The organism is Bradyrhizobium sp. MI1.7 (assembly GCF_055811795.1).
Map to the genome: position 1 here is coordinate 277,627 of NZ_JBVVPO010000003.1, position 22,015 is coordinate 299,641.

The window sequence follows — 22,015 nt, forward strand, 5'->3', positions numbered from 1 at the left end:
AGGGGCCGGCTCATGCCCTGCTGATCGAACTAGAACGAGGTGCCGCCGCCGAACCTGAACTGCTGCACGCGATCGAACTGGCCCTTGGTGAGCGGCACGGCGTAGTCGAACCGCAGCGGACCGAACGGCGACTGCCAGATCAGGCCAATACCAACCGACGAACGGACGACATTGCCGTTGTCATACACCAGGCCGGTACAGGTTCCAGCCGAGGGCGGGTTGATGGTCGACGGCGTACAGTTCGAGTTCCTGGTCGTGGTCATTTCGTTCGTCAGCGACCACGTCGTCGGGCCCTGATAGTCGAAGAGGCCGCCGGCGTCGGCGTAGACCGCGCCCTTCAGACCCACTTCCTTCGGCAGGAACCAGAACGGCATCTGCAATTCGAACGAAGCGCCCCAATATTTGGTGCCGCCAAGCGCGTCTTGCGTGCCAAAGGGATTCAAATCGCGCGGACCGATGCCGTTCGGAGCAAAGCCGCGGACCAAGTTCGGGCCCATCTGGAACTGATCCAGCATGCGGATATCGTTGTTGCCGATCTTGTTCAGCATGCCGCCCTGAAGGTGAACGAGGCCGACGATGTCGGACACCAGCGGAGCGTAGTACTTCGCGTCAACGACGGACTTCAGGTAGGTGACGTCGCCGCCCACGCCGGCGAAGTCCTGCCGGAAGTCGACGAGCAGACCGTCGGTGGGGTTCTTGTTGTTGTCCAGCGTGTTGTAGGTCAGCGTGTAGCCGAGCGCCGAGGTCAGGGTCTTGCCGCCGGCAAGCTCCTTGCGGACCGGCAGCGAGGCTTCGCCGTCGGAGTAGCAGCCGAGACCGCCGGTCGAGGTCAGATCGATCGGCGGCGTTTGCGATGCGGCAAAGGCCGGGCTCGGGTTGAAGGCCGACGAACCGAGGACGTTGTTACAGTTCGCCAGGTAGGACGGCAGCGTGATTTCCTGCTGGTAGATCGAGTAGCGCAGCTGGAGCGACAGATCTTCACGCAGGCTGAAGCCGAGGCGCGGGCTGAAGCCCAGCGTCTTCGTACCGTAGGAGATGTAGCTGTTGGAGAGCTGCTGACGCTGATAGAGGTCGAGACCGAGCGCGACGCGGTAGTCGAGCAGATACGGCTCGACGAACGACAGCGAATAGCCGCGCGCATACTGGCCGTAGGTCACCGACGCCTTGGCGAACAGGCCGCGGCCAAGCAGGTTACGCTCGGAGATCGAGACTTCCGCGAGCGCACCGTCCGTGGTGGAGTAGCCGCCCGAGACCGAGAAGTCGCCGGTCGATTTCTCTTCGAGATCGACGATCAGGACCACGCGGTCGCTGGAGGAGCCCGGCTCCGTCGTGATCTTCACGCTCTTGAAGTAGTCGAGGTTCTTCAGGCGGCGCTCGGCACGGTCGACCAGCGCGCGGTTGTAGGCATCGCCCTCGGAGATGTCGAACTCGCGGCGGATCACGTAGTCGCGCGTGCGGGTGTTGCCGCGGACGTTGATGCGCTCGATATAGGTGCGCGGGCCTTCGTCGATGTTGAACACGACGGCGACGGTGTGCGCCTCGAAATTACGGTCGCCGCCGGGACGGACCACGGCGAAGGCATAGCCGCGCCGCGACGCCTCGATCTGCATTTCCTCGACCGATTTCTCGACCGATTCGACGTTGTAGAGCGCGCCCACATTGACGCGCGAATAGTTGCGCATCGTGGTCGGATCGAAGTTCGGAATGGAGGAGCGGAAGTCGACGGTGCCGACGCGGTACTGCGAGCCTTCCTCGATCTTGAAGGTGACGTTGAAGCCCTTCTTCTCCGGATCGTATTCGGTGAGCGCGGCGACCACCTGGACGTCGGCGAAACCGTTCTTGAGATAGAAACGGCGAATCAGGTCACGGTCGGCCTCGACGCGATCGGGATCGTAGAGGTCGTTGCTGGCGAGGAAGCTCAGCAGGTTCGATTCGTGCGTCTTGATGACGTCGCGCAGGCGGTAGGACGAGAACGCGTTATTGCCGACGAACTCGATCGACTTGACGCCGGTCTTGGCGCCCTCCTCGACCGTGAAGATCAGGTCGACGCGGTTGTTCGGCTGCTCGATGATCTCGGGCGTGACGCGGACGTCATAGCGACCCGAGCGGCGGTAGATTTCGGCGATTCGCAGGGTGTCGGACTGCACCATGGCGCGGGAGAAGGTGCCGCGCGCCTTGGACTGGACTTCAGCGGTGAGCTGCTCGTCCTTGACCTTCTTATTACCTTCGAACGCGATGCGGCCGATCACCGGGTTTTCCACCACGGAGACGATGATCTGGCCACCGGAACCGCGATTGATTCGCACGTCCTGGAACAGGCCGGTCTCGATCAGGGCCTTCAGGCCGTCATCGATGGCGCCCTGATCCAGGCGGCCACCCGGGCCCGGCTTGAAATAGGAGCGGATCGTCTCCACCTCGACACGGCGATTTCCTTCGACGGAAATCGACTGGACGGTCTGAGCAAGCGCAGACGAAGACACAAAACCAGCCCCAACCGGGGCAAGCACCGGCGCGCCGAACAAGATCAGGGATGCGAGCAAGCCCCCCCGGAGTCGCAGTCCAAACTTCATTGCGCAACGCGCCCTTATCAGTACCAGACCCAACCCCAACGCCGGTCCGGGAGATTCCCCAAGTTCGAAGCCGCTTGTAGCCAATTTCCCCGATGTCGCAAACGGCCGCTGACACCGTAATTTCAATTTCATTCCAAGACGTTGCTCATGAGCAACGCCACAAAAAAGCCCGTATCAGGAAGCTGCCATCCGCAAGATGTCGTTATAGGTGGCAAACACCATCAGCATCAGCACCAAACCGAGCCCGATTCGGAACCCCATCTCCTGAGTCCGCTCGGACAGGGGTCGGCCCCGGACCACCTCCGCCGCGTAGAACATCAGGTGACCGCCATCGAGCAGCGGGATCGGGAACAGGTTCAACAGCCCGATCGACACCGACAGCACCGCGCACAGATTGATCACGAACTGGAACCCGGCGCTGGCCGCCTGCCCCGACATCTTGGCGATGCCGAGCACGCCGCTGACCTCGTTGGGATTGCCTTGTCCGACAAACAGCGAGCCAAGGAACTTGAAGGTGCTGGTGATGATGAACCAGACCTGCTCGACACCGATCTTGAGCGCTTCGCCGACGCCGACCGGCGTGGTCGAGGCCTCGCCGGCCTGGGACTTGTGCTCGACGCCGAGCACGCCGAGGCGGTGGCTGTTGCCAAAGGGATCCTTGCGCTCGAGCAGCGCCGGCGTCGCGGTCAGGGAGACGATGGCGCCGTCCCGCTTGACCTGGAAGGCAAGTGCCGAACCGGCATTCATCGCAACGATTCGCTGCATGTCGGCAAAGCTCTCGATCGGCTTGCCGTCGATCTGCACGACGACGTCGCCGATCTTGAAACCGGCCGTGGCCGCAGCGCCGTCGGCGACCACGCCGTCGACGCGGGCGATCGTGCTCGGCTTTCCGTAATAGAGCGCCATGGCGGCGAAGATCAGCGCGCCCAGGATGAAATTGGCGATCGGTCCGGCCGCGACGATGGCGGCGCGCGGGCCGACCTTCTTGTGATGGAAGCTACCGGCGCGCTCCTCGGCCGTCATGGCCGCAAGTGTCTCGGCCGACGGGGTCGAAGCCTCGCTCTCGTCGCCGAAAAACTTGACGTAGCCGCCGAGCGGGATCGCCGAGATCTTCCAGCGGGTGCCATGGCGGTCGTTGAAGCCGACGAGCTCCGGTCCGAAACCGAGCGAGAAGGTCAGCACCCGAACGCCTGCCCAGCGCGCGACCAGGAAATGGCCGAGCTCATGGAAGAACACGACGATCGTCAGGACGAACAGGAAGGGAACCGCGTAGCCGAGGAGCCCATGGCTCAACGTATTGAAACTATGGACGAAAAAGTCGATCATCGAATTCCCTCATCCAGCGCCGCAAGGCCCTGGCCCCGTGCCATCTAGGATGCCTTTAAGGCAATTTGAGGCAATAGGGCGGCAGCTCTATTTCGCGCAACATGGTCAACAGAGATTGCATCGTCAGCGGACGTCAGGGGAGCCTGGTTCCCGCCGCGAATCCAGTCGTCCAACGTCGCCTCGACCAGCCGCGCGATCGCGCCGAACCGGATCTTGCCGGCGATGAACGCGGCGACCGCAACCTCGTTGGCGGCGTTGTAGACGGTGGTCGCCCCCTTCCCGGTCCGGAGCGAATCGAAGGCCAGCCGAAGCCCAGGGAAGCGCTCGAAGTCCGGCGCCTCGAAGGTCAGCTGGCCGATCTTGGCCAGATCGAGCTTGGCCGCCGGCCCCTTGATGCGATCGGGCCAGCCGAGGCAGTGCGCGATCGGCGTGCGCATGTCGGGAGAACCGAGCTGGGCCACCACCGAACGGTCGGAGAACTCGACCATGCCGTGGATGATCGACTGCGGATGCACGAGGACGTCGATCTCGTCGGGCGAGAGCGCGAACAGATAGGACGCCTCGATCACCTCGAGGCCCTTGTTCATCATCGAGGCGGAATCGATCGTGATCTTCTGGCCCATGCTCCAGTTCGGATGCTTCAGGGCCTGCTCGAGGGTCGCCTGCTCGATGTCGGCGGGCTTCCAGGTCCGGAACGGCCCACCCGAGGCGGTGATGATGACGCGGACGAGTTCGTCGCGGTTGCCTGAGCCGAGCGCCTGGAACAGCGCATTGTGCTCGGAATCGGCCGGCAGGATGCAGGCGCCCGCTTTCGCCGCGCGCTGCATGAAGAAGTCGCCGGCGCAGACGAGACATTCCTTGTTGGCGAGCGCGACATGCGCGCCGCGATCGACCGCGGCCAGGGCCGGCTTCAGTCCGGCGGCGCCGCTTACGGCGGCCATCACCCAATCGGCCGGACGCGCGCCGGCTTCGATCACAGCGCTTTCGCCCGCGCCGCATTCCGTGCTCGTTCCCGCGAGCGCAGCCTTGAGCTCGGCGAACTTGGACGTGTCGGCGATCGCGACGTAGCGCGCGGAAAACTCCTTGGCGAGCTTGGCCAGCGCTTCGACATTGCCGTTCGCCGTCAAGGCTTCGACGCGATAGCGCTCGGGAGAGGCGCGCAGCAGATCCATCGTGCTGTCGCCGATCGAGCCGGTGGCGCCGAGAACCGTGACACTGCGGACGGTCGACGCCGCAGCCTTGTTGTTACGCAATGGGACCGCGCTCATATCCTCACCAAACCATAAGACCGCTTCCGGCGCTATGCACACCATGGCGGAGAAAGCCGATAATCCATGCCATCAGGATGGCGGCAACAAAACCGTCCAGACGGTCCAGTAGCCCGCCATGGCCGGGAATCAAGTGACTGGAATCCTTGACGCCGAAGCGCCGCTTCACCGCGGATTCGAACAGATCGCCCGCCTGCGATACCACCGACAGGATGGCGCTGACGAGCAGCAGTGGAACCGCCTTTCCGATCCCGCACGCCGCAAAGCCGGCCGCAACCAAAAGGCTCGCCGCAAAGCCGCCGAGCGCCCCGGACCAGGTCTTCTTCGGGCTCACGCGCGGCCATAGTTTCGGTCCGCCAATGCTGCGTCCGGCGAAATAGCCGCCGATATCGGTCGCCCACACCACGAGCAGCACGAACATCAGCGCGGCGAACCCGTTGACGAGATCCTGCCGCACCAGGATCGAGGCCAGCAGCGCCGCCGATGCGTAGGCGAAGCCGGTGGCCGCCCAGATGAACTTGGCCCGCGCGATCAGCGTCACGATTGCGCCGCCGATGAGGCCGGTGATGATCGCGGTCTTGAGCGCGCCGAAGGCGACGCAGGCCCCCATCATGGCAATGACGATCGTCCCTGCCCCGGTCAGTGCAGCAGACCCCGCGCCCACCACCATCAGCCATTCCGCGAACAGCCCGATCGACACCAGGGTGACGAGAAGCGCCCACAGCCAGCCGCCGGCATAAGCGAGTGCAATAGCGAGCGGCGCCAGCACCAGCGCTGCGAGGACTCGCATCACGAGATTGCTCGGGGCAGGCTTCTCGCCCGCTGATGCGGCGTCGGGTTCGCTCACGAGGCGTTTTTCGCGACCAGACCGCCGAAACGGCGCTCGCGTCTGGCGAATTCGGCGATCGCGCCTTCCAGCGCCGCCTTGTCGAAATCGGGCCAGTGGATCGGCACGAAGACCAGCTCGCTGTAGGCGGCCTGCCACATCAGGAAGTTGGACAGCCGCTGCTCGCCGCTGGTGCGGATGATGAGATCGGGATCGGGGATGTCGGGCGCATCGAGATGAGCCCCGATCGTCTCGGCGTCGATCGTTTCAGGGGCGCGCTTGCCGTCTGCGACTTCTCGCGCGAGCTTCTGCGCGGCTTTCGCGATTTCCTGCCGCGAACCGTAATTGAAGGCGACGACCAGCGTCAGGCGCGTGTTGTCGCGCGTCAGCTCCTCGGCCTCGTTGAGGAGTGCACAAATGTCGCTGTCGAGTCCGTCGCGCTCGCCGATGATGCGGACCTTGACGCCGTCGCGGTGCAGGCTCGCGAGATCGTTGCGGATGAAGCGACGCAGGAGACCAAACAGATCGCCGATCTCGCTCGCCGGGCGCGACCAGTTCTCCGAAGAGAAGGAGAAGATGGTGAGATAGCGGATGCCGAGCTCGTGCGAGGCACGCACCACCCGGCGCAGCGCCTCGACACCGCGGCGATGCCCTTCGGCCCGCGGCAGGCCGCGCGCGGCGGCCCAACGCCCGTTGCCATCCATGATGATGGCGACATGCGCAGGCGCGTCGGACCGGTCTGGTCCTTCGGTTGCTGGCGCGGCGGCGTTGGACATGAAGGCGGCCCTAAAGCATGATCCGGACAAGTGCGAAGCGGTTTTCCGAAAGATCATGCGCGAACAATAACCTAAAGCGCGATGATCGCGCTTTAGACGGTGAGGATTTCTTTTTCCTTGGCAGCCAGCAACTGGTCGATCTCGGAGATGGTGCCGTCGGTCGCCTTCTGCACCTCGTCGGCGTGACGCTTCTGATCGTCTTCCGACATCTCGTGATTCTTCTCGAGCTTCTTGAGGACGTCGAGGCCGTCGCGGCGGACGTGACGCGCGGCGACCTTGGCCGCTTCCGCGTATTTGTGCGCGACCTTGACGAGCTCCTTGCGACGCTCCTCGTTGAGCTCGGGGATGCGAAGGCGCAGCACCTGGCCTTCGGTCGCGGGCGACAGGCCGAGATTGGAATCGACTATCGCCTTCTCGACCGGCTTGACCATCGACTTGTCCCAGACCTGCACCGAGATCAGCCGCGGCTCCGGCACGCTGACGGTGGCAAGCTGGTTGAGCGGCATGTGGCTGCCGTAAGCCTCGACCTGCACCGGGTCGAGCATCGAGGCCGACGCGCGCCCCGTGCGCAGGCCGCCAAGCTCGTGCTTGAGGGCCTGGACGGCGCCCTGCATGCGACGCTTCACTTCGTTGAGGTCGAAATTACCCGTGGCCATCACGTTTCTCCTTCAAAATCCCGGCGACCCACTCCGCGCCCCTCAGGCGCGACCGACGAGGCGTCAGCCGGCGACGACGGTTCCGTGGCCGCCGCCACGCAGCACAGCGCCGATCGAACCCGGCTCCGCGATCGAGAATACGATGATAGGCAGCAACGTCTCGCGGGCAAGCGCGAAGGCGGTCGCATCCATCACCTTGTAGCCGCCCTCGATCGCCTGCGAATGCGTCAGCCGGTCGAATCGCGTGGCGGTCGGATCCTTTTTGGGGTCGGCCGAGTAGACGCCGTCGACATTGGTTGCCTTCAGCACAGCCTCGGCTCCGATCTCGGCGGCCCGCAGCACCGCGGTCGTATCGGTGGTGAAGAACGGATTGCCGGTTCCGCCCCCGAGCAGCACGATCCGGCCCTCGGCGAGGTATTTGTGCGCCGCGGTGCGGGTGAACAGCTCGGAGATCTCGGGCATGACGAAGGCCGACAGCGTACGTGCCGGTGTGCCCTTGCGCTCGATCGTCGCCTCCAGCGCGAGGCAGTTCATCATGGTGGCGAGCATGCCCATGGTGTCGCCGGTGGTGCGCGACACCCCTTGCGAGGACACTTCGACGCCGCGCACGATGTTGCCGCCGCCGATCACCACCGCAACCTCGGTGCCGAGCTGGCGGGCGGCGATCAGATCGTCCGCAACCCGGTCGAGGGTCGGCTGATCGATGCCAAAACCCTGCTGCCCCGCGAGATACTCGCCGGACAGCTTGATCACGACGCGACGATAGACCGGATCAGTCATGAGCACTTTCCCCGCCCGGGCGCCGCTTCCGGCGGCAAGCCGGAAGGAACGTACCGGCGCTTACTTCTTGCCGCTGGCCGCTGCGACCTCGGCCGCGAAGTCGCTTTCCTGCTTCTCGATTCCCTCACCGAGAGCATAGCGCACAAAGCCCGCGATCTTCACCGCGCCGCCGACCTTGCCTTCGGCTTCCTTCACCGCCTGCGCCACCGACTTGCCGGTGTCGTGGATGAAGGCCTGCTCGAGCAGGCAGACTTCCTTGTAATAGGTCTTGAGGCCGGACTCGACGATCTTCTCGATCACGTTCTCGGGCTTGCCCTGCTGGCGATATTTGTCGGCGAGCACGTCCTTCTCACGCTTCACGACCGCCGGATCGAGGCCGGACGGCTCGAGCGCGAGCGGGTTGGTGGCCGCGACATGCATCGCGATCTGGCGACCGAGGGCCGCGAGCTCGTCGGCCTTGCCGGGCGATTCGAGCGCGACGATCACGCCCATCTTGCCGGCGCCTTCGACGACGGCGCCGTGGACGTAGCTCGACACGACGCCCTGCGTCATTTCGAGCGAAGCTGCGCGACGCAGCGTCATGTTCTCGCCGATGGTGGCGATCGCGTCGTTGATCGCGGCTTCGATCGTGACGTCACCGACCTTGGCGGCCTTGATCTTCTCGACATCGGCGCCGACGTCGAATGCGACCTGCGCGACCATCTTGACGAGGCCCTGGAACTGACCGTTGCGCGCGACGAAGTCGGTCTCGGAGTTGACCTCGACCACGACGCCCTTGGTGCCCTTGGTGAGCGCGCCGATCAGGCCTTCCGCGGCGACGCGGCCGGACTTCTTGGCGGCCTTCGACAGGCCCTTCTTGCGCAGCCAGTCCTGCGCCGCTTCCATGTTGCCGTCGTTTTCGGTGAGCGCGGCCTTGCAGTCCATCATGCCTGCGCCGGTGGACTCGCGCAGATCCTTGACCATCGCAGCTGTGATCGTTGCCATCGTTGAAAATCCTTCTTGCCTGCCGGTTTGCCGCGGCGTGGCATCAAACAGCCCCGCCGCGGTCCATCTCAGGAATTCGCGTCAACTGAAATGGTGGCCGGACTTATATCCGGCCAACCCATCGCTCTTTTTGACTATTCCGCTTCCGCGGTCAGCGCCTTGGCCTTGGCCACCCAGGCATCCGCACGGCTCGGCAGACCGACTTCTTCGCCGATCTTGTGCGCGGTGTCGTGATCGAGCTCGGCGAGCTGCCAGAAGTGGAAGATGCCGAGGTCGTTGAACTTCTTCTCGATCGCGCCCGACACGCCCGGGAGCTTCTTGAGGTCGTCGGCGGTGCCGCGCGGACCGGCAAGGCCCTGGAAGCCGCTCGAGGAAGCGGCCGGCAGCTCTTCGGCGACCGGACGAGCCGAGGCACCGATGTCGATGCCCGAATCGCCCTGGGCGCGCGAGATGCCGTCGATCGCCGCACGTGCGATCAGGTCGCAATACAGCGCGATCGCGCGGCCGGCATCGTCATTGCCCGGGACCACATAGGTGATGCCCTTGGGATCCGAATTGGTGTCGACGATCGCGGCGACCGGGATGTTGAGCCGCTGGGCTTCCTGGATCGCGATGTCTTCCTTGTTGGTGTCGATCACGAAGATCAGGTCGGGCAGACCGCCCATGTCCTTGATGCCGCCGAGCGAGCGATCGAGCTTGTCGCGCTCGCGCTGAAGCGTCAGGCGCTCCTTCTTGGTGTAGGAGCTGGCGTCGCCGCCGGACAGCACGTCATCGAGATGACGCAGGCGCTTGATCGAGGCCGAGATCGTCTTCCAGTTGGTCAGCGTGCCGCCGAGCCAGCGCGAATTGACGAAATACTGCGCGCAGCGCTTGGCAGCGTCCGCGACGCCGTCCTGCGCCTGGCGCTTGGTGCCGACGAACAGGATGCGGCCGCCCTTGGCGACGGTGTCGCTGACCGCCTGCAAGGCGGTGTGCAGCAACGGCACGGTCTGCGCGAGGTCGACGATGTGGATGTTGTTGCGGGCGCCGAAAATGAACGGTGCCATTTTCGGATTCCAGCGGTGAGACTGGTGACCAAAGTGCACGCCAGCTTCGAGGAGCTGACGCATGGTGAAATCGGGAAGCGCCATAGTTTCAATTCTCCGGTTGGTTCCTCCGGAAACGTGTGAGCAAAACGGAGCGTTCTCGCCCCGGTTGCCACCGGACGGCCTTGTGAGCCATGTTTCCGTGTGAGATGGGGCGCTATATAGCGCCATTTCGGCCAGAAGCAAGGAAATAAGGGCCTTTCGGGGGCTGTTTTCGCCTCCCGAAGGCTCTCTTCCGTAAAGACCACGCCAGCCCGCAAAGACCTAGCACTTGGGCTGGTTCGGCGGGCACTTTTTCGCCGCCGGCGCCGCTGGGTGCGGCGGAGGTGCCGCTGGACGCGGCGGGGGCGCGACGGCCATCCGCGGCGGCGGCGGTGGTGCCGGCCGGGCCATTGGCGGAGGCGCCGGCCGTGCAACGGCCACAGGCGGAGCCGCTCGGGCCGGCGGAGGCGATGCGACATGCGGCGGCGGTGCCGGGCGAGCGGCGGGCGGTGGCGGCGTCGGCCTCGCCACGGCCTGCGGCCGCGATGCTGGAGTTGACGGCGACGGCCGGGCGGCCTGCGCTGGAGGGGTCGCGGGCAAGTTCTGCGGTTTGACCGGCTCGCGCGCGGCCGAGGGCGGCGGCGTGACCGGCTTGCCCGCGGCGCCCGAGGGCGTGCCGGGCGGCGTGCCCGCAGTAGGTGGCGGCGCGCCAGCCGGCTCACGGGTTGCAGACTTGCCGCCAACGGGCGCGCCGGCAGGCGGGGTCTGAGCAACCGGCGGCTTCGGCGGTTGGCCGGGCGCAGCCGGATTCGCGGTGGGCGCAACGGTCGTCGGAGTGCCGGCCGTTGGCGCACCAGGATGGGGCGGCAGCGTTGTGCCGGGCGCAGCCGTGGTCGGCGCCCCCGGATGCGTCGGCGGGAGCCCGCCGGGTGCATTTGCCGTCGGCGCCAAGGGCCTGCCGCCCTGCGGCGTCCCTGCCCCAGCCGGCGGCCCGCCTTGGGCGCCCGGAACCGGCAGCGTATTGGCCTGCGGCAGCCTGGTCGGCGGTGCGGCAGGGGGCGTGCCGGTCGGCGCGACATTGGCCGGCGTCCCGGGAGGCATCCCCGGCCTCGCCGTCGGCTGGACCGTCGCGCTCGGCGGCATCGGCGCCTTGCCCTGCTGGATCAGCGCGGCGCGCTGCGTAGCGGCTTGCGGCAACATTGGCGCTACCGGGTTGGCGCGGTCGGCAATCGCTGGCCTCAGATTGCCGGGCCCGGTCCCTCCTCCCGCTCCTGCGGGCGGGGCGGGCGGCCGGTTGATCACGGTGTTGATGACCGTGGTGTTATGGATGTTGTTGAAGACAATGTTGTTCGGCGGCGGCGCGACATAGATCGGCGGCCTGACGAACACCGGGATCGGCACGAATAGCGGCTGCGGCAGCACGAACAGGCCGACCACGGGCAGCGGCGGCTCGAGCACGATGAAATCCGGCGGCGGCGGCGGCAGATAATAGACCGGCGGCGGCGGTGGCGGCGCGAAGCCGAACACGGGGTCGCCGAACAGCAGCACGGGACGGTCGACATAGACGATCTCCTCGGGCGGCGGCGGCGGCACGTCATAGTCCATCATCGCGAAAGTCGGCGGCGGCTCGAGCGGCGCGGTCAGGATTGCAAGCCTGCGCCGTGCATCGCCGGCATGCGGACCGCGCGAATAACGACGCAGATACGACCAGTAGGCGTCCGGCGTATCGGCGCGATAGGTCCGCCGCCAGGTGATCGCCTCGCGGCGCGCCGCGACGATCGCCATCACGCGCTTCGACATCGGATCACCGGGATAGGCCGCGAGAAATTCTTCATAGGCCGGCAACGTGTCGCGCTCGAGCGCGGCCGCATAGGCGTCCTGCACGCCGAGATCGCGGATCGGCTTGTTGCGGATCGCGGCAACCTGGTCGGGCGCGGCCTCCGGCGGCGGCGCATCGGGCCCGCGCTCGAAGAACGAGAAGGGTGCCGATATCTTCGCCTCGTTCCACGGCACCTGCGCGCCCTTGCTGGCCTCGTTGACGCGCAGACGGACGCGGTCGAACACCTCGGCCAGCGGCAGACCGCCGGTACGGATCATCTCCGCCAGCGATTGCGCATAAATGCCGTACGGGCCGGGCTCTTCCGGCGCGACCGTGCCGGGCGCGGCGTTGAAGGCGATCAGCATGTTCGGATCCGGCTCGACCAGCGCCAGTCCGCTCGCGATCTGCTGGCCGCCCTCGATGAAGGGCTGTGCGCGCGCCGCGTCGAGCACGACGATGTTGGCCTTGAGCGGAATGGAGGCGAGCTGGCGGGCGTAGTCGCTGATCCGCAGGCCTTCGGTCGGAATGTCGGTGTCGCGGACGATGTTGGAATCGACCGGGATGAAATAGTTCTCGCCCGCAAGCTGGACGCCATAGCCGGCAAGATAGATCATCGCGACGGTGCCGGGACCCGAGGCCTGCGCCTTCTGGATGAAATCGCGAAGACTCTTGCGCAGCGTGTCGCCGTCGAGATCGCGCGCGCCGACCACGTCGAAGCCCGCCGCTTGCAGCGTCTGCGCGATCAGGCCGGCATCGTTCGCGGTCGTCGCCAGCGGCGACTTGGCGTAGGCGCCGTTGCCGACCACGAGCGCGATGCGCTTTTCCTGCTGCTGCGCGCGCGCCGGATCAGGCGCGGCCGCAGCGAACGCCAGGATCGGCAAGAGAAAACAGATGAAGGCCTTGTAGGTCCCACGCATGGCTTGCTTGCCCGCTATCGTTGTTGAGCTGCCACCGTACATGAGACGCGCGGCCGGCTGAATGGCTCTTGAACGAAAAGCGCGGATTGAGGCGGCGGCATGGCGCCCCGCCCCATCAAGTCCCTGCGTCAGGCCCGCGTAAGCCTCGCGACCGCGCTGTGGCGCGAACCTCGCTCAGCCCTGCGCGATCAGATCGACTGTTCCCGTGGTGAGCCGGTAGATGCCACCGACGACCTTCAGCTTGCCCTGCTCCACGGCCGCATTGAGGATCGGCGCGGCCGACTTCAGCTTCGCGACGTTGTCGATCACGTTCTGCCGGATCGCCTTGTTGAGCACGTCCCCGCCCTGCTGCATCGCAGCCTTTGCGGCGGGCGCGATCGCATCGACCAGCGAGGGAATGTGTCCCGGCGGCGACGTGTTGTCCTTGATTGCCTTCAGCGTCGCATCGACCGCGCCGCAGGCATCATGGCCAAGCACCAGGATCAGCGGTGCGTTGAGCACGGCCACCGCATATTCCATGCTGGCAATGGTTTCGGTGCCGGCAAAATTTCCGGCGACGCGGCAGACGAAGAGATCGCCGCGGCCGCTGTCGAAGGCATATTCCGGCGCGATGCGTGAATCGGCGCAGCTCAGAACCGCCGCGAACGGATTCTGTCCACCGGCCAGCGCCTCGCGCTCGTGCTTGAAATCGTGGCGCCGCGCCACACCGTCGACATAGCGCGCATTGCCCTCCATCAACCGCTTCAGCGATGCGTCGGGCGACAACACGTTCTGCGGCTTGGGTGGCTGCTTGGCCTCCTTTGCCAAGGCGCCGCTCGGGAAAGCTCCGCCGGCGAAGGCCATGCCGAATGCAGCGGCGCCAAACAGCATCGCGGATCGCCGCGACGGCGCGATGTCTCGATGCAGAGATTCATGATGCAGAGATTCAGAGCACTTGTCGCACATGTGACGTTTCCCCAGGTACAGTGGACGAATGGAAGCGTCGCGATGATAGGTGCATCGATGTGAAGAAATCACCAATGATAAATGATGCAACTGATGATTGCTGCAACGCGAACCGTGCTGCAAAGCCGAAGCGATCGCTCGCCTCACGCGCAACGACCGCACAGAGCTGCGTCCATCTGCATATATTCGAGATCGGCTGCGAAAGCATGATCCGGAAAAAGGGCAGCAATTCTCACTCACCACAAACGCGGTACGCGTTTGTGGTGAGATCATACGCCAACGCCGATCCCAAGCGCGAAGACGATTCTTCCAGATCTCATCGCGCTTTACAGCTGCTGCACGTCCACCACGCCCGCGACCGCCTTGATCGCGCCGGCGATCTGCGGCGAGACCTTGAAGCGGCCCGGCAGCTTCATCTCGACCTCGGTCTCGAGGTCGAGCATCATCACCAGCGAGACCTCGCCGTCGCCGTTCGAACGCGGCGCGATGCCGGGACTGCCGACTTTTGGCGCGGCGCCGTTCGAGGCCGCCATGTCGGGTCCGGCCAGTCGCTTGGCGATCGACTCCAGCGGCTTGGTGTCGCGCACGAAGATGCGCAGGCCCTTCTGCGTCTTGGCGGCGGCGTCATCGAGCGGCTCGGCATGCAGCACGCGGGCACGAACGTCCTCGCCCTGCAATTCCGCGCCCAACTGGAGCAGCACGGCGGCGCCCGGCTCGAGCACATCGCGGTATTGCGCGAGGCCTTCGGAGAACAGCACCGCCTCGAAATGGCCCGTGGGATCAGAGAGCCCCATGATGCCCATCTTGTTGCCGGTCTTAGTGCGCCGCTCCATGCGCGACACCACGGTGGCCGCGACCTTGCCGGCGGTGGCGCCGGTCTTCACCGCACGCGAGAATTCGGCCCAGCTCTGCACCCGCAGGCGCTTCAGAACCATCGCGTAATCGTCGAGCGGATGGCCCGACAGGAAGAATCCGATCGCGTCATATTCGCGGCGCAACCGTTCGGCCGGCAGCCAGGGCTCGATCTGCGGCAGCATGATGGTCGGCGCGTCCGCCGACATGCCGAACATGTCGTTCTGGCCGATGGTCTCGGCCTGATGCGCACGCTGGCAGGCGGCCAGGATCGAGTCCGCGCCGGCAAAGACCCGCGCCCTGTTCGGCTCCAGCGTGTCGAAGGCGCCGGCAGCGGCGAGGCTCTCGATGATGCGCTTGTTGATCGCGCGTGGATTGACCCGCGCGGCGAAGTCGGCGAGCGAGGTGAACAGCCCGCGCCTGGTCCGCTCCTCGATGATCTGCTCGATCGCCTGGATGCCGACGCCCTTGAGCGCGGCAAGCGCGTAGTAGATCGTCTTGTCACCGACCTCGAAGGTCGGGCCTGAGCGGTTGATGTTCGGCGGCTCGACCTTGATGCCGAGGCGCTGCGCCTCGGAACGGAATTCGGAGAGCTTGTCGGTGTTGTTGAGATCGAGCGTCATCGACGCTGCGATGAACTCCACCGGGTAATGCGCCTTCATATAGGCGGTGTGGTAGGACACCAGCGCGTAGGCCGCCGCGTGGCTCTTGTTGAAGCCGTAGTCGGCGAACTTTGCGAGCAGCTCGAAGATGGTCTCGGCCTGCCCCTTCGGCACGCCGTTCTTGACCGCGCCGGCGACGAAGATGTCGCGCTGCTTGTCCATCTCGGCGCGGATCTTCTTGCCCATGGCGCGGCGCAGCAGGTCGGCGTCGCCGAGCGAATAGCCCGACATGACCTGCGCGATCTGCATCACCTGTTCCTGGTAGATGATGACGCCGAAGGTCTCCTTCAGGATCGGCTCCAGCACCGGATGCAGATATTCCGGCTCCTCGTCGCCGTGCTTGCGCGAGCAATAGGTCGGGATGTTCGCCATCGGGCCCGGGCGATAGAGCGCGACCAGCGCGATGATGTCCTCGAAACGGTCGGGGCGCATGTCGACCAGCGCGCGCCGCATGCCCTGGCTTTCAACCTGGAACACGCCGACCACCTCGCCCCGCGCCAGCATCTGGTAGCTTTCGGCATCGTCGATCGGCAGCGTCGCGAGATCGATGTCGATGTTGCGCGGCTTCAGGAGCTTCACCGCGACGTCGAGCACGGTCAGCGTCTTCAGGCCGAGGAAGTCGAACTTCACGAGCCCGGCCGGCTCGACCCATTTCATGTTGAACTGGGTTACCGGCATGTCGGACTTGGGATCGCGGTACATCGGCACGAGTTCGCTCAAGGGGCGATCGCCGATCACGATGCCGGCCGCGTGCGTCGAGGCGTGGCGGGTCAGGCCTTCAAGGCGCTGCGCGATGTCGAAGGCGCGCGCCACCACCGGGTCTTCATCGCGGAACGCCTGAAGCTTCGGCTCGCTCTCGATCGCGGCGGCCAACGTCACCGGCGCGGCCGGATTCTGCGGCACCAGCTTGGTCAGCTTGTCGACCTGGCCATAGGGCATCTGCAGCACCCGGCCGACGTCGCGCAGCACGCCGCGCGCCTGCAGCGTACCGAAGGTGATGATCTGCGCGACCTGGTCGCGACCGTAGCGCTCCTGGACGTACCTGATCACCTCGCCGCGGCGGTCCTGGCAGAAATCGATGTCGAAGTCCGGCATCGAGACGCGTTCCGGATTGAGGAAGCGCTCGAACAGCAGGCCGAACTTGATCGGGTCGAGGTCGGTGATGGTCAGCGCCCAGGCGACCAGAGAGCCGGCGCCCGAACCGCGCCCCGGTCCGACCGGAATCCCCTGGCCCTTCGCCCATTTGATGAAATCCGAGACGATCAGGAAGTAGCCCGCGTATTTCATCCGCATGATGACGTCGAGCTCGAACGCCAGGCGCTTGTCGTAGTCCTCTTCCGTAGTGCCCTGCGACAGGCCGTGCACGCGCAGGCGGTTGGCGAGCCCCTCCTCCGCCTGGCGCTTGAGCTCGGCCGCCTCGACCGACGCGGCGTCGGAGCTTGCGGCGGCGCCGACCGTGAAGAACGGCAGGATCGGCTTGCGCGTCATCGGGCGGAACGAGCAGCGCTCGGCGATCTCCACCGTCGAGGCCAGCGCCTCCGGAATGTCGGCGAACAGCACCGCCATCTCGGCGCGGGTCTTGAAGCGGTGATCGGGCGTGAGCTGAAGGCGATCGGTCTCGGCGACCAGCCGCCCGCCGGCGATGCAGAGCAGCGCATCGTGCGCCTCGTAATCGTCGTTCGAAGCGAAATACGGCTCGTTGGTCGCAACCAGCGGCAGGCCTTTTGCGTAGGCGATGTCGATCAGCCCGCTTTCGACGCGGCGCTCCTTGTCGATGTTGTGGCGCTGCAATTCGACATAGAGGCGGTCGCCGAACAGGCCGGCGAGACGCTCGCAGCGCGTCGCCGCAATTTCGGCCTGCCCGCTGGCAAGCGCGAGCGAGATCGGCCCGTCAGGGCCGCCCGTGAGTGCGATCAAACCTTCGGTCTCACCGTCAAGCCAATCGAACTTGATGAACGGCGCGTGGCTGTCAGGCGATTCGAGGAACGCGCGCGAGTTCAGCCGCATCAGGCTGCGATAGCCGCGCTCCTGGGCCGCCAGCAGCACCACACGCGACGGCAGCAGCGCATTGCGCGCATTGGGATCCTGGTCGCCGAAATCGATCGCGAGCTCGCAGCCGACGATCGGCTGGATGCCGGAGCCCGCCATCTTGTCGGAGAACTCCAGCGCGCCGAACATGTTGTCGGTGTCGGTCAGCGCCAGTGCGGGCTGGTGGTCTTTCTTCGCAAGCTCGGCGAGCTTGGCGATCTTGATCGAGCCCTTGAGCAGCGAATAGGCCGAGTGAACGTGAAGGTGGACAAATCCGGCGCTCGGCATGGTCGCGTGACGGCCTCTTGCAGATGAGATGGAGCGGTCGCCGGCTCCAGGGGGATCATGAGGACATCTTCCGCCCACCCAGCCGACTCGCCTCACAATGGTGGGGCGTCACCGCTTCAGAGTCCACGCCGGAGCGGCCGATCGGCCGCGTCGTCCCGCTTTTCCCCAAGGGCATGACCTGGGGGTACTGAGGGGATCTGGCGAGCCGCGGCCTAGAGCTGCGGAATCACCTGCGCCCAGATTGCGATCATCCCGACGAACAGCGAGATCGAGGCGAGTGCGGCGGCTTCTTCCACGAAAATCCTGAACATGGCTTGCTCCATCACCAGAACGTATGAAGAACATTGTTCTCATTTCGTTCTAGAGAGTCAAGCCGTGTGAGCTCTCTCGAAAAGTGATGGTTAACTCGCTGAATTCACGCAACAAAAAAGCCCCGGCGCAAGGCCGGGGCTTTTCGACGATCGCTCGAAATGAGCGACCAGTCTCAGTAGCGACCGATCATCGGGCCGCCGAACTTGTAGTTCAGGCGGACGAGACCCATGTCGACGTCCTGGCGGATGCGCTCCGAGCCGGCGAAGCCAGCGAAGGTCACGTCCTTGTCGGACAGGAAGATGTGGTTGTACTCGACGCCAACCGACCAGTTCGGCGCGAAGCCGTACTCGAGGCCGGCACCGACCGTGCCACCCCAGCGGCTGTCGCTGGACGAGGAGAGCAGCGCGCCCGCCGTGCTGGAGATCTCGTACTTGTTGCTGACCACAGCCGCACCGCCCTTGACGTAGACCAGGACGTTGTTCCAGGCGTAGCCAACCTGACCGGTGATCAGGCCAAACGCATCGATCTTGGTGCGGTTGCGGGAGGCGAACAGCGCGCTGTTGTTGTCGCCCGAGAAATCGGCCCAGTTGCCCTGGCCTTCCACGCCGAACACCCACTGGCCGGACTGCCAGCGATAGCCGATCTGACCACCGACCGTGCCGCCGGTCGCATCGTGCGAGCCTTCGCGACCCACGCCAACGAAATCCCAGGTCGCGTGCGACGAACCGCCGCCGCCGTTGATGCCGATGTAGAAGCCGCTCCAGTCATAGACGGTCGCGATCATCGCAGGCGCCTTGGTGTAAGGCCGCGCAGCGAGGTCAGCAGCCAGCGCCGGCGCAGTCGCGCTCAGCGCGACAAGGCTCACAGCAGCAAGCAACAGATTCTTGTTCATTTGATTCCCGTTCCAGTTTCGTCGTTAGGCCCCCGGGCCGTAGGGCCGTCATATCAGCGCTCGACGGAATTGCTGTAACCCCGACGCAACAGTCGGGGCCAAAGGGCTGTGCTGCGTTAATGAATGTTTAGCAGCGCGCGCGCGAAACCCTTTGAAACAAGGGTTTTCATGAGTTCCAATGTCGACTACACGACGTATGTTGCATCTGTGCCTGGACATCTGATGCACGCACGATTGTGTGATTGGAGATTGAGATGCGCAGACAGATTGCCCTCCCCATTGTCGCCACATTTTCGCTCGCAATCGCCACATTCGCGCTCACGCTGAGTGCAAGCACGCCCGCACGCGCATTCGGCACGCATCACGCGTTCTGCCTGACCGGCCAGGAATGGCCGGGGCTGAGCAATTGCACGTTCGACAGTTACGCACAGTGTCAGGCAAGCTCGTCGGGCCGCGCGCTGACCTGCATCGCGAATCCGTATTTCACGGGCCAGAGCGACGATCCCTACGCCTATCAGAATCGTCCGCGCGCCCAGACACCGGGCTATTCACCCGGCTACTACCCACCGCGCTGAGATGCGCAGCGCCCGCTTCGTGCTCGTCGCCACCGGCCTGCTCTTCTCGGGCGTGCCGGCGCACGCGCAGACCTACGATCCCAGCTATCCCGTCTGCATGCAGATCTACGGCCCGGTCGGCTATTTCGACTGCCGCTACACTTCGCTCGAACAGTGCAGATTTCTCGCCGTCGGCCGCTCCGCGAGCTGCGCCGTGAACCCGTACTTTCCGCAGAAGCGGTCAAAGGCTCCCCGGCGGCCGAAGCAGGCCGACTAGGCGTGCTCCCATGCCGGGACTTGCCAACTTTGACGCCCTTACGAGCTTAACGCACTTGCGAGCTTTTCCATCCCGCCGACATTGCCCGCTCACCCCCTCGTCGCGTATTCGGAAGTTACTTTCCGAGCGAGGTCTTGCACGACAGCCAAGAACGCAGCCGACGCCATCGGCCGATACGGCTCCAAGGCCTGGTCCGAGGGCGGTAACGTCAGCAGCAGGTCCGCATCGCCATGACAATCTTGATAATCTTGCAGCCAGAGCGCTGTCACATGGACCGCCGGCACGGTGAGCAGGAAAGCCTCGAAGCGTCCTTCCCGAACTTCAGGAAGCTTCTCGGCACGACGGATCGCCTCCGACGTCGCTGCCACAAACGGCCCTTCGTTCAGGTCACCCAGTTCATACGTCGTCTCATACGTCGTCGCTGCCGACTTCACGATTGTCGCAGCAGCGATCGGCTCCTGTTCCTCTCCTCCACCATCATCAGCGGCGGTGCGCCGCTTCGCTTCAATCACAAGAAATCTCCAATTGCCTAGCTTCGCAGCCGCTCTGAGTTTGTCTGCGCGGCGGATCTTGCCAAAAGCCAGATAGGCAATGCGATGCGGCAGGGAAATGAAGACCGCGTCGCGCTTGGCAGTGGAAAGCCTTGATCGCGGGAATTTCGGGTTGCCCACCCGGCTGGCCACCGCTCGCTTCACAGCTACGACCGCAGCCGCCGGAGGATCGCTGGGATGAATTGCCATCTTTTCTCTCCTTTCACGGTGGCGAGGTTCTAGACCGGGGCCTTGGTGAAGTAAGTGTCCGTCCAGACACCTTTGGCGTCCTGATAGTTTGAGCAAAATCGATCAAACTGGATCTCCGGTGTTAGGCCGAAAAGGGGATCCTCGATGACCAGGCTGTCGGTATCCTCCAGATATCCGACGATCGCGACGAAGTGCGCCGGTCCCTCCTCATCTTCGTCTCCCGACCAGACCGTGCGAACACAAATGGGTCGCCCTGCACTGATCTCCTGCTGCACCTCCATTCGTGTCGCTCGTTGGTCGAGGGCCAACACGGCGAGGCAGCGGACTCGGTTGAGCGGTGATCCGAGAGAATGCGTCACATCGAATTCCAGGCCCGGCGTGCCGCAAGGGAAATCACAGCAATCATGCCGGTTCAATTCAAGGTCGGCGATGCGGCACTGCGTGAAAGTACTGGTCTCGTCGTAATAGCGCGAGATGCTGGAAGCGACGGCTGCCCAGCACCAATTGATGTGACACTGATGTTGCATCGTGAAATCTGGCGCCAACTGAATCCGTGTCCTTTCGATGACGGAAATTTCTTCCACACCCATTGCAATACCTCGTGGTTGAGATCGATTGGTCCAACTTCAATTCCTTGTGGCCGTGCGGAGCGCATCCTTGCAAAATCCAAGGATGCGATCTCGGCTGCGGCATTAGGCACTGTTCAATGCTCTTGTTTTGCCGCCTCGGTCACCGCATGGAAGGTGCTGCATTGCTGGAGGTACGGAAACACGGCTTCAGCAATGGCCTTCCCGGCAGCCGTGTCACTCGGGTAGTGGACGCCAGCGATCTCGCGATTCTTCCCGATCCGCGCGGCCAGCGCCCTCAGTGCACTCTTCGCACCGGGGATAATCTCTCCCAGCGCCAGTGCCATCAGGTGACTCTCCAGCGAATGTCCGCTCGGATAGGAGGCGTGCCAGGGCGACGCGACCATCGGGAAAAGCGCCGGACACACCTGTTGCGGCCGACCGCGATTGAACCTGAGCTTGTAGTAGACGGCGACCATCAGCCCAACATGATCGGCCATCTCCAGAATCTTGATCGTATTTGGATGCGCCGACGGCGAAAGCATGAGGACCTGCGCAAAATAGCCGACAAGCCTCACGTCCTGATCGACGATCTCATCTGCCAACCTCTTGCGACGATCCATCGACGCCCCAAGCAGTTCATCGATCTCGCCGAAAATCACATCGTGATCCGTTGGCGGGCCGGCGACAGTGATGGTTTGCCAATCGGTCTTGGCAAATTCGAGCAATGCGATCTGGGCAAAAAAGTCAGGGCGCCAGGCAGACAGCGGGAATGTCGCCCCGTAATTCAAGCTACCGGGCAGGACTCCGACGAAACTCTCGAAGATCGGGAAAGGACGCGGGGGAATTCCACCACCAACGTAACCGCCGCTGACTGCGCCGTTTCCGCCACCACCGCCGCCTCCGCCAC

The 22,015-nt window shown here is 64.6% G+C and carries 18 protein-coding genes; 2 read left to right on the top strand and 16 right to left on the bottom strand.

Features of this window, described 5'->3' with window-relative positions; all coding sequences use genetic code 11:
- Positions 1-29: 29 nt before the first annotated feature.
- From bamA to AC0L3X_RS05885, 13 genes are all read right to left on the bottom strand, one after another.
- Positions 30-2,570: an outer membrane protein assembly factor BamA gene (gene bamA / locus AC0L3X_RS05825; protein ID WP_063983033.1), complete on the bottom strand. Its 2,541-nt coding sequence runs from the start codon at positions 2,568-2,570 to the stop codon at positions 30-32.
- Positions 2,571-2,744: 174 nt separating this feature from the next.
- Positions 2,745-3,896 carry an RIP metalloprotease RseP gene (gene rseP / locus AC0L3X_RS05830; protein ID WP_028151694.1) on the bottom strand — a complete coding sequence of 384 codons (1,152 nt, stop codon included), beginning with the start codon at positions 3,894-3,896 and terminating at the stop codon, positions 2,745-2,747.
- Positions 3,897-3,940: 44 nt separating this feature from the next.
- The gene (dxr, locus tag AC0L3X_RS05835) at positions 3,941-5,164 is read right to left on the bottom strand and encodes a 1-deoxy-D-xylulose-5-phosphate reductoisomerase (RefSeq protein ID WP_028151695.1); all 1,224 of its coding nucleotides are present in this window, start codon (positions 5,162-5,164) and stop codon (positions 3,941-3,943) included.
- Between the two features lie 4 nt (positions 5,165-5,168).
- On the bottom strand, positions 5,169-6,011 hold the full coding sequence (locus AC0L3X_RS05840) for a phosphatidate cytidylyltransferase (RefSeq protein WP_135213815.1): 843 nt from the start codon (positions 6,009-6,011) through the stop codon (positions 5,169-5,171).
- Entirely contained in the window at positions 6,008-6,766 is a 759-nt protein-coding gene (locus AC0L3X_RS05845; RefSeq protein WP_014494938.1) for an isoprenyl transferase, read from the bottom strand. Before AC0L3X_RS05845 ends, AC0L3X_RS05840 begins: the two co-directional genes overlap by 4 nt.
- A gap of 92 nt (positions 6,767-6,858) precedes the next feature.
- On the bottom strand, positions 6,859-7,422 hold the full coding sequence (frr, locus tag AC0L3X_RS05850; protein WP_014494937.1) for a ribosome recycling factor: 564 nt from the start codon (positions 7,420-7,422) through the stop codon (positions 6,859-6,861).
- A gap of 63 nt (positions 7,423-7,485) precedes the next feature.
- The gene (gene pyrH, locus AC0L3X_RS05855; RefSeq protein WP_028151698.1) at positions 7,486-8,202 is read right to left on the bottom strand and encodes a UMP kinase; all 717 of its coding nucleotides are present in this window, start codon (positions 8,200-8,202) and stop codon (positions 7,486-7,488) included.
- 60 nt (positions 8,203-8,262) lie between these two features.
- Positions 8,263-9,186, bottom strand: a complete 924-nt coding sequence (tsf, locus tag AC0L3X_RS05860) for a translation elongation factor Ts (protein WP_473316301.1) — start codon at positions 9,184-9,186, stop codon at positions 8,263-8,265.
- Between the two features lie 134 nt (positions 9,187-9,320).
- On the bottom strand, positions 9,321-10,316 hold the full coding sequence (locus AC0L3X_RS05865; protein ID WP_028151700.1) for a 30S ribosomal protein S2: 996 nt from the start codon (positions 10,314-10,316) through the stop codon (positions 9,321-9,323).
- A 219-nt stretch (positions 10,317-10,535) separates the two neighbouring features.
- Positions 10,536-12,989, bottom strand: coding sequence for a caspase family protein (locus AC0L3X_RS05870; protein ID WP_283016658.1), 2,454 nt, complete (start codon positions 12,987-12,989; stop codon positions 10,536-10,538).
- Between the two features lie 174 nt (positions 12,990-13,163).
- Complete coding sequence (locus AC0L3X_RS05875; protein WP_283016659.1) at positions 13,164-13,934, bottom strand: carbonic anhydrase; 771 nt, start codon at positions 13,932-13,934, stop codon at positions 13,164-13,166.
- A 326-nt stretch (positions 13,935-14,260) separates the two neighbouring features.
- Positions 14,261-17,764 carry a DNA polymerase III subunit alpha gene (gene dnaE / locus AC0L3X_RS05880; protein WP_354123708.1) on the bottom strand — a complete coding sequence of 1,168 codons (3,504 nt, stop codon included), beginning with the start codon at positions 17,762-17,764 and terminating at the stop codon, positions 14,261-14,263.
- Positions 17,765-18,248: 484 nt separating this feature from the next.
- Positions 18,249-18,968, bottom strand: a complete 720-nt coding sequence (locus tag AC0L3X_RS05885) for an outer membrane protein (RefSeq protein WP_071913456.1) — start codon at positions 18,966-18,968, stop codon at positions 18,249-18,251.
- Positions 18,969-19,222: 254 nt separating this feature from the next.
- Here AC0L3X_RS05885 and AC0L3X_RS05890 point away from each other — a divergent pair, with 254 nt between their 5' ends.
- Both AC0L3X_RS05890 and AC0L3X_RS05895 read left to right on the top strand, forming a co-directional pair.
- Entirely contained in the window at positions 19,223-19,543 is a 321-nt protein-coding gene (locus tag AC0L3X_RS05890) for a DUF3551 domain-containing protein (protein ID WP_063986338.1), read from the top strand.
- Between the two features lies 1 nt (position 19,544).
- Entirely contained in the window at positions 19,545-19,799 is a 255-nt protein-coding gene (locus AC0L3X_RS05895; protein ID WP_135213820.1) for a DUF3551 domain-containing protein, read from the top strand.
- Positions 19,800-19,888: 89 nt separating this feature from the next.
- Here the strand turns inward: AC0L3X_RS05895 and AC0L3X_RS05900 are convergent, their stop codons facing one another.
- From AC0L3X_RS05900 to AC0L3X_RS05910, 3 genes are all read right to left on the bottom strand, one after another.
- On the bottom strand, positions 19,889-20,539 hold the full coding sequence (locus tag AC0L3X_RS05900; RefSeq protein ID WP_283016661.1) for a hypothetical protein: 651 nt from the start codon (positions 20,537-20,539) through the stop codon (positions 19,889-19,891).
- Between the two features lie 29 nt (positions 20,540-20,568).
- Positions 20,569-21,129, bottom strand: coding sequence for a papain-like cysteine protease family protein (locus AC0L3X_RS05905; protein WP_071913450.1), 561 nt, complete (start codon positions 21,127-21,129; stop codon positions 20,569-20,571).
- A gap of 113 nt (positions 21,130-21,242) precedes the next feature.
- A partial coding sequence (locus tag AC0L3X_RS05910) for a phosphatase PAP2 family protein (RefSeq protein ID WP_473316303.1) occupies positions 21,243-22,015 on the bottom strand: 773 nt, incomplete at its 5' end.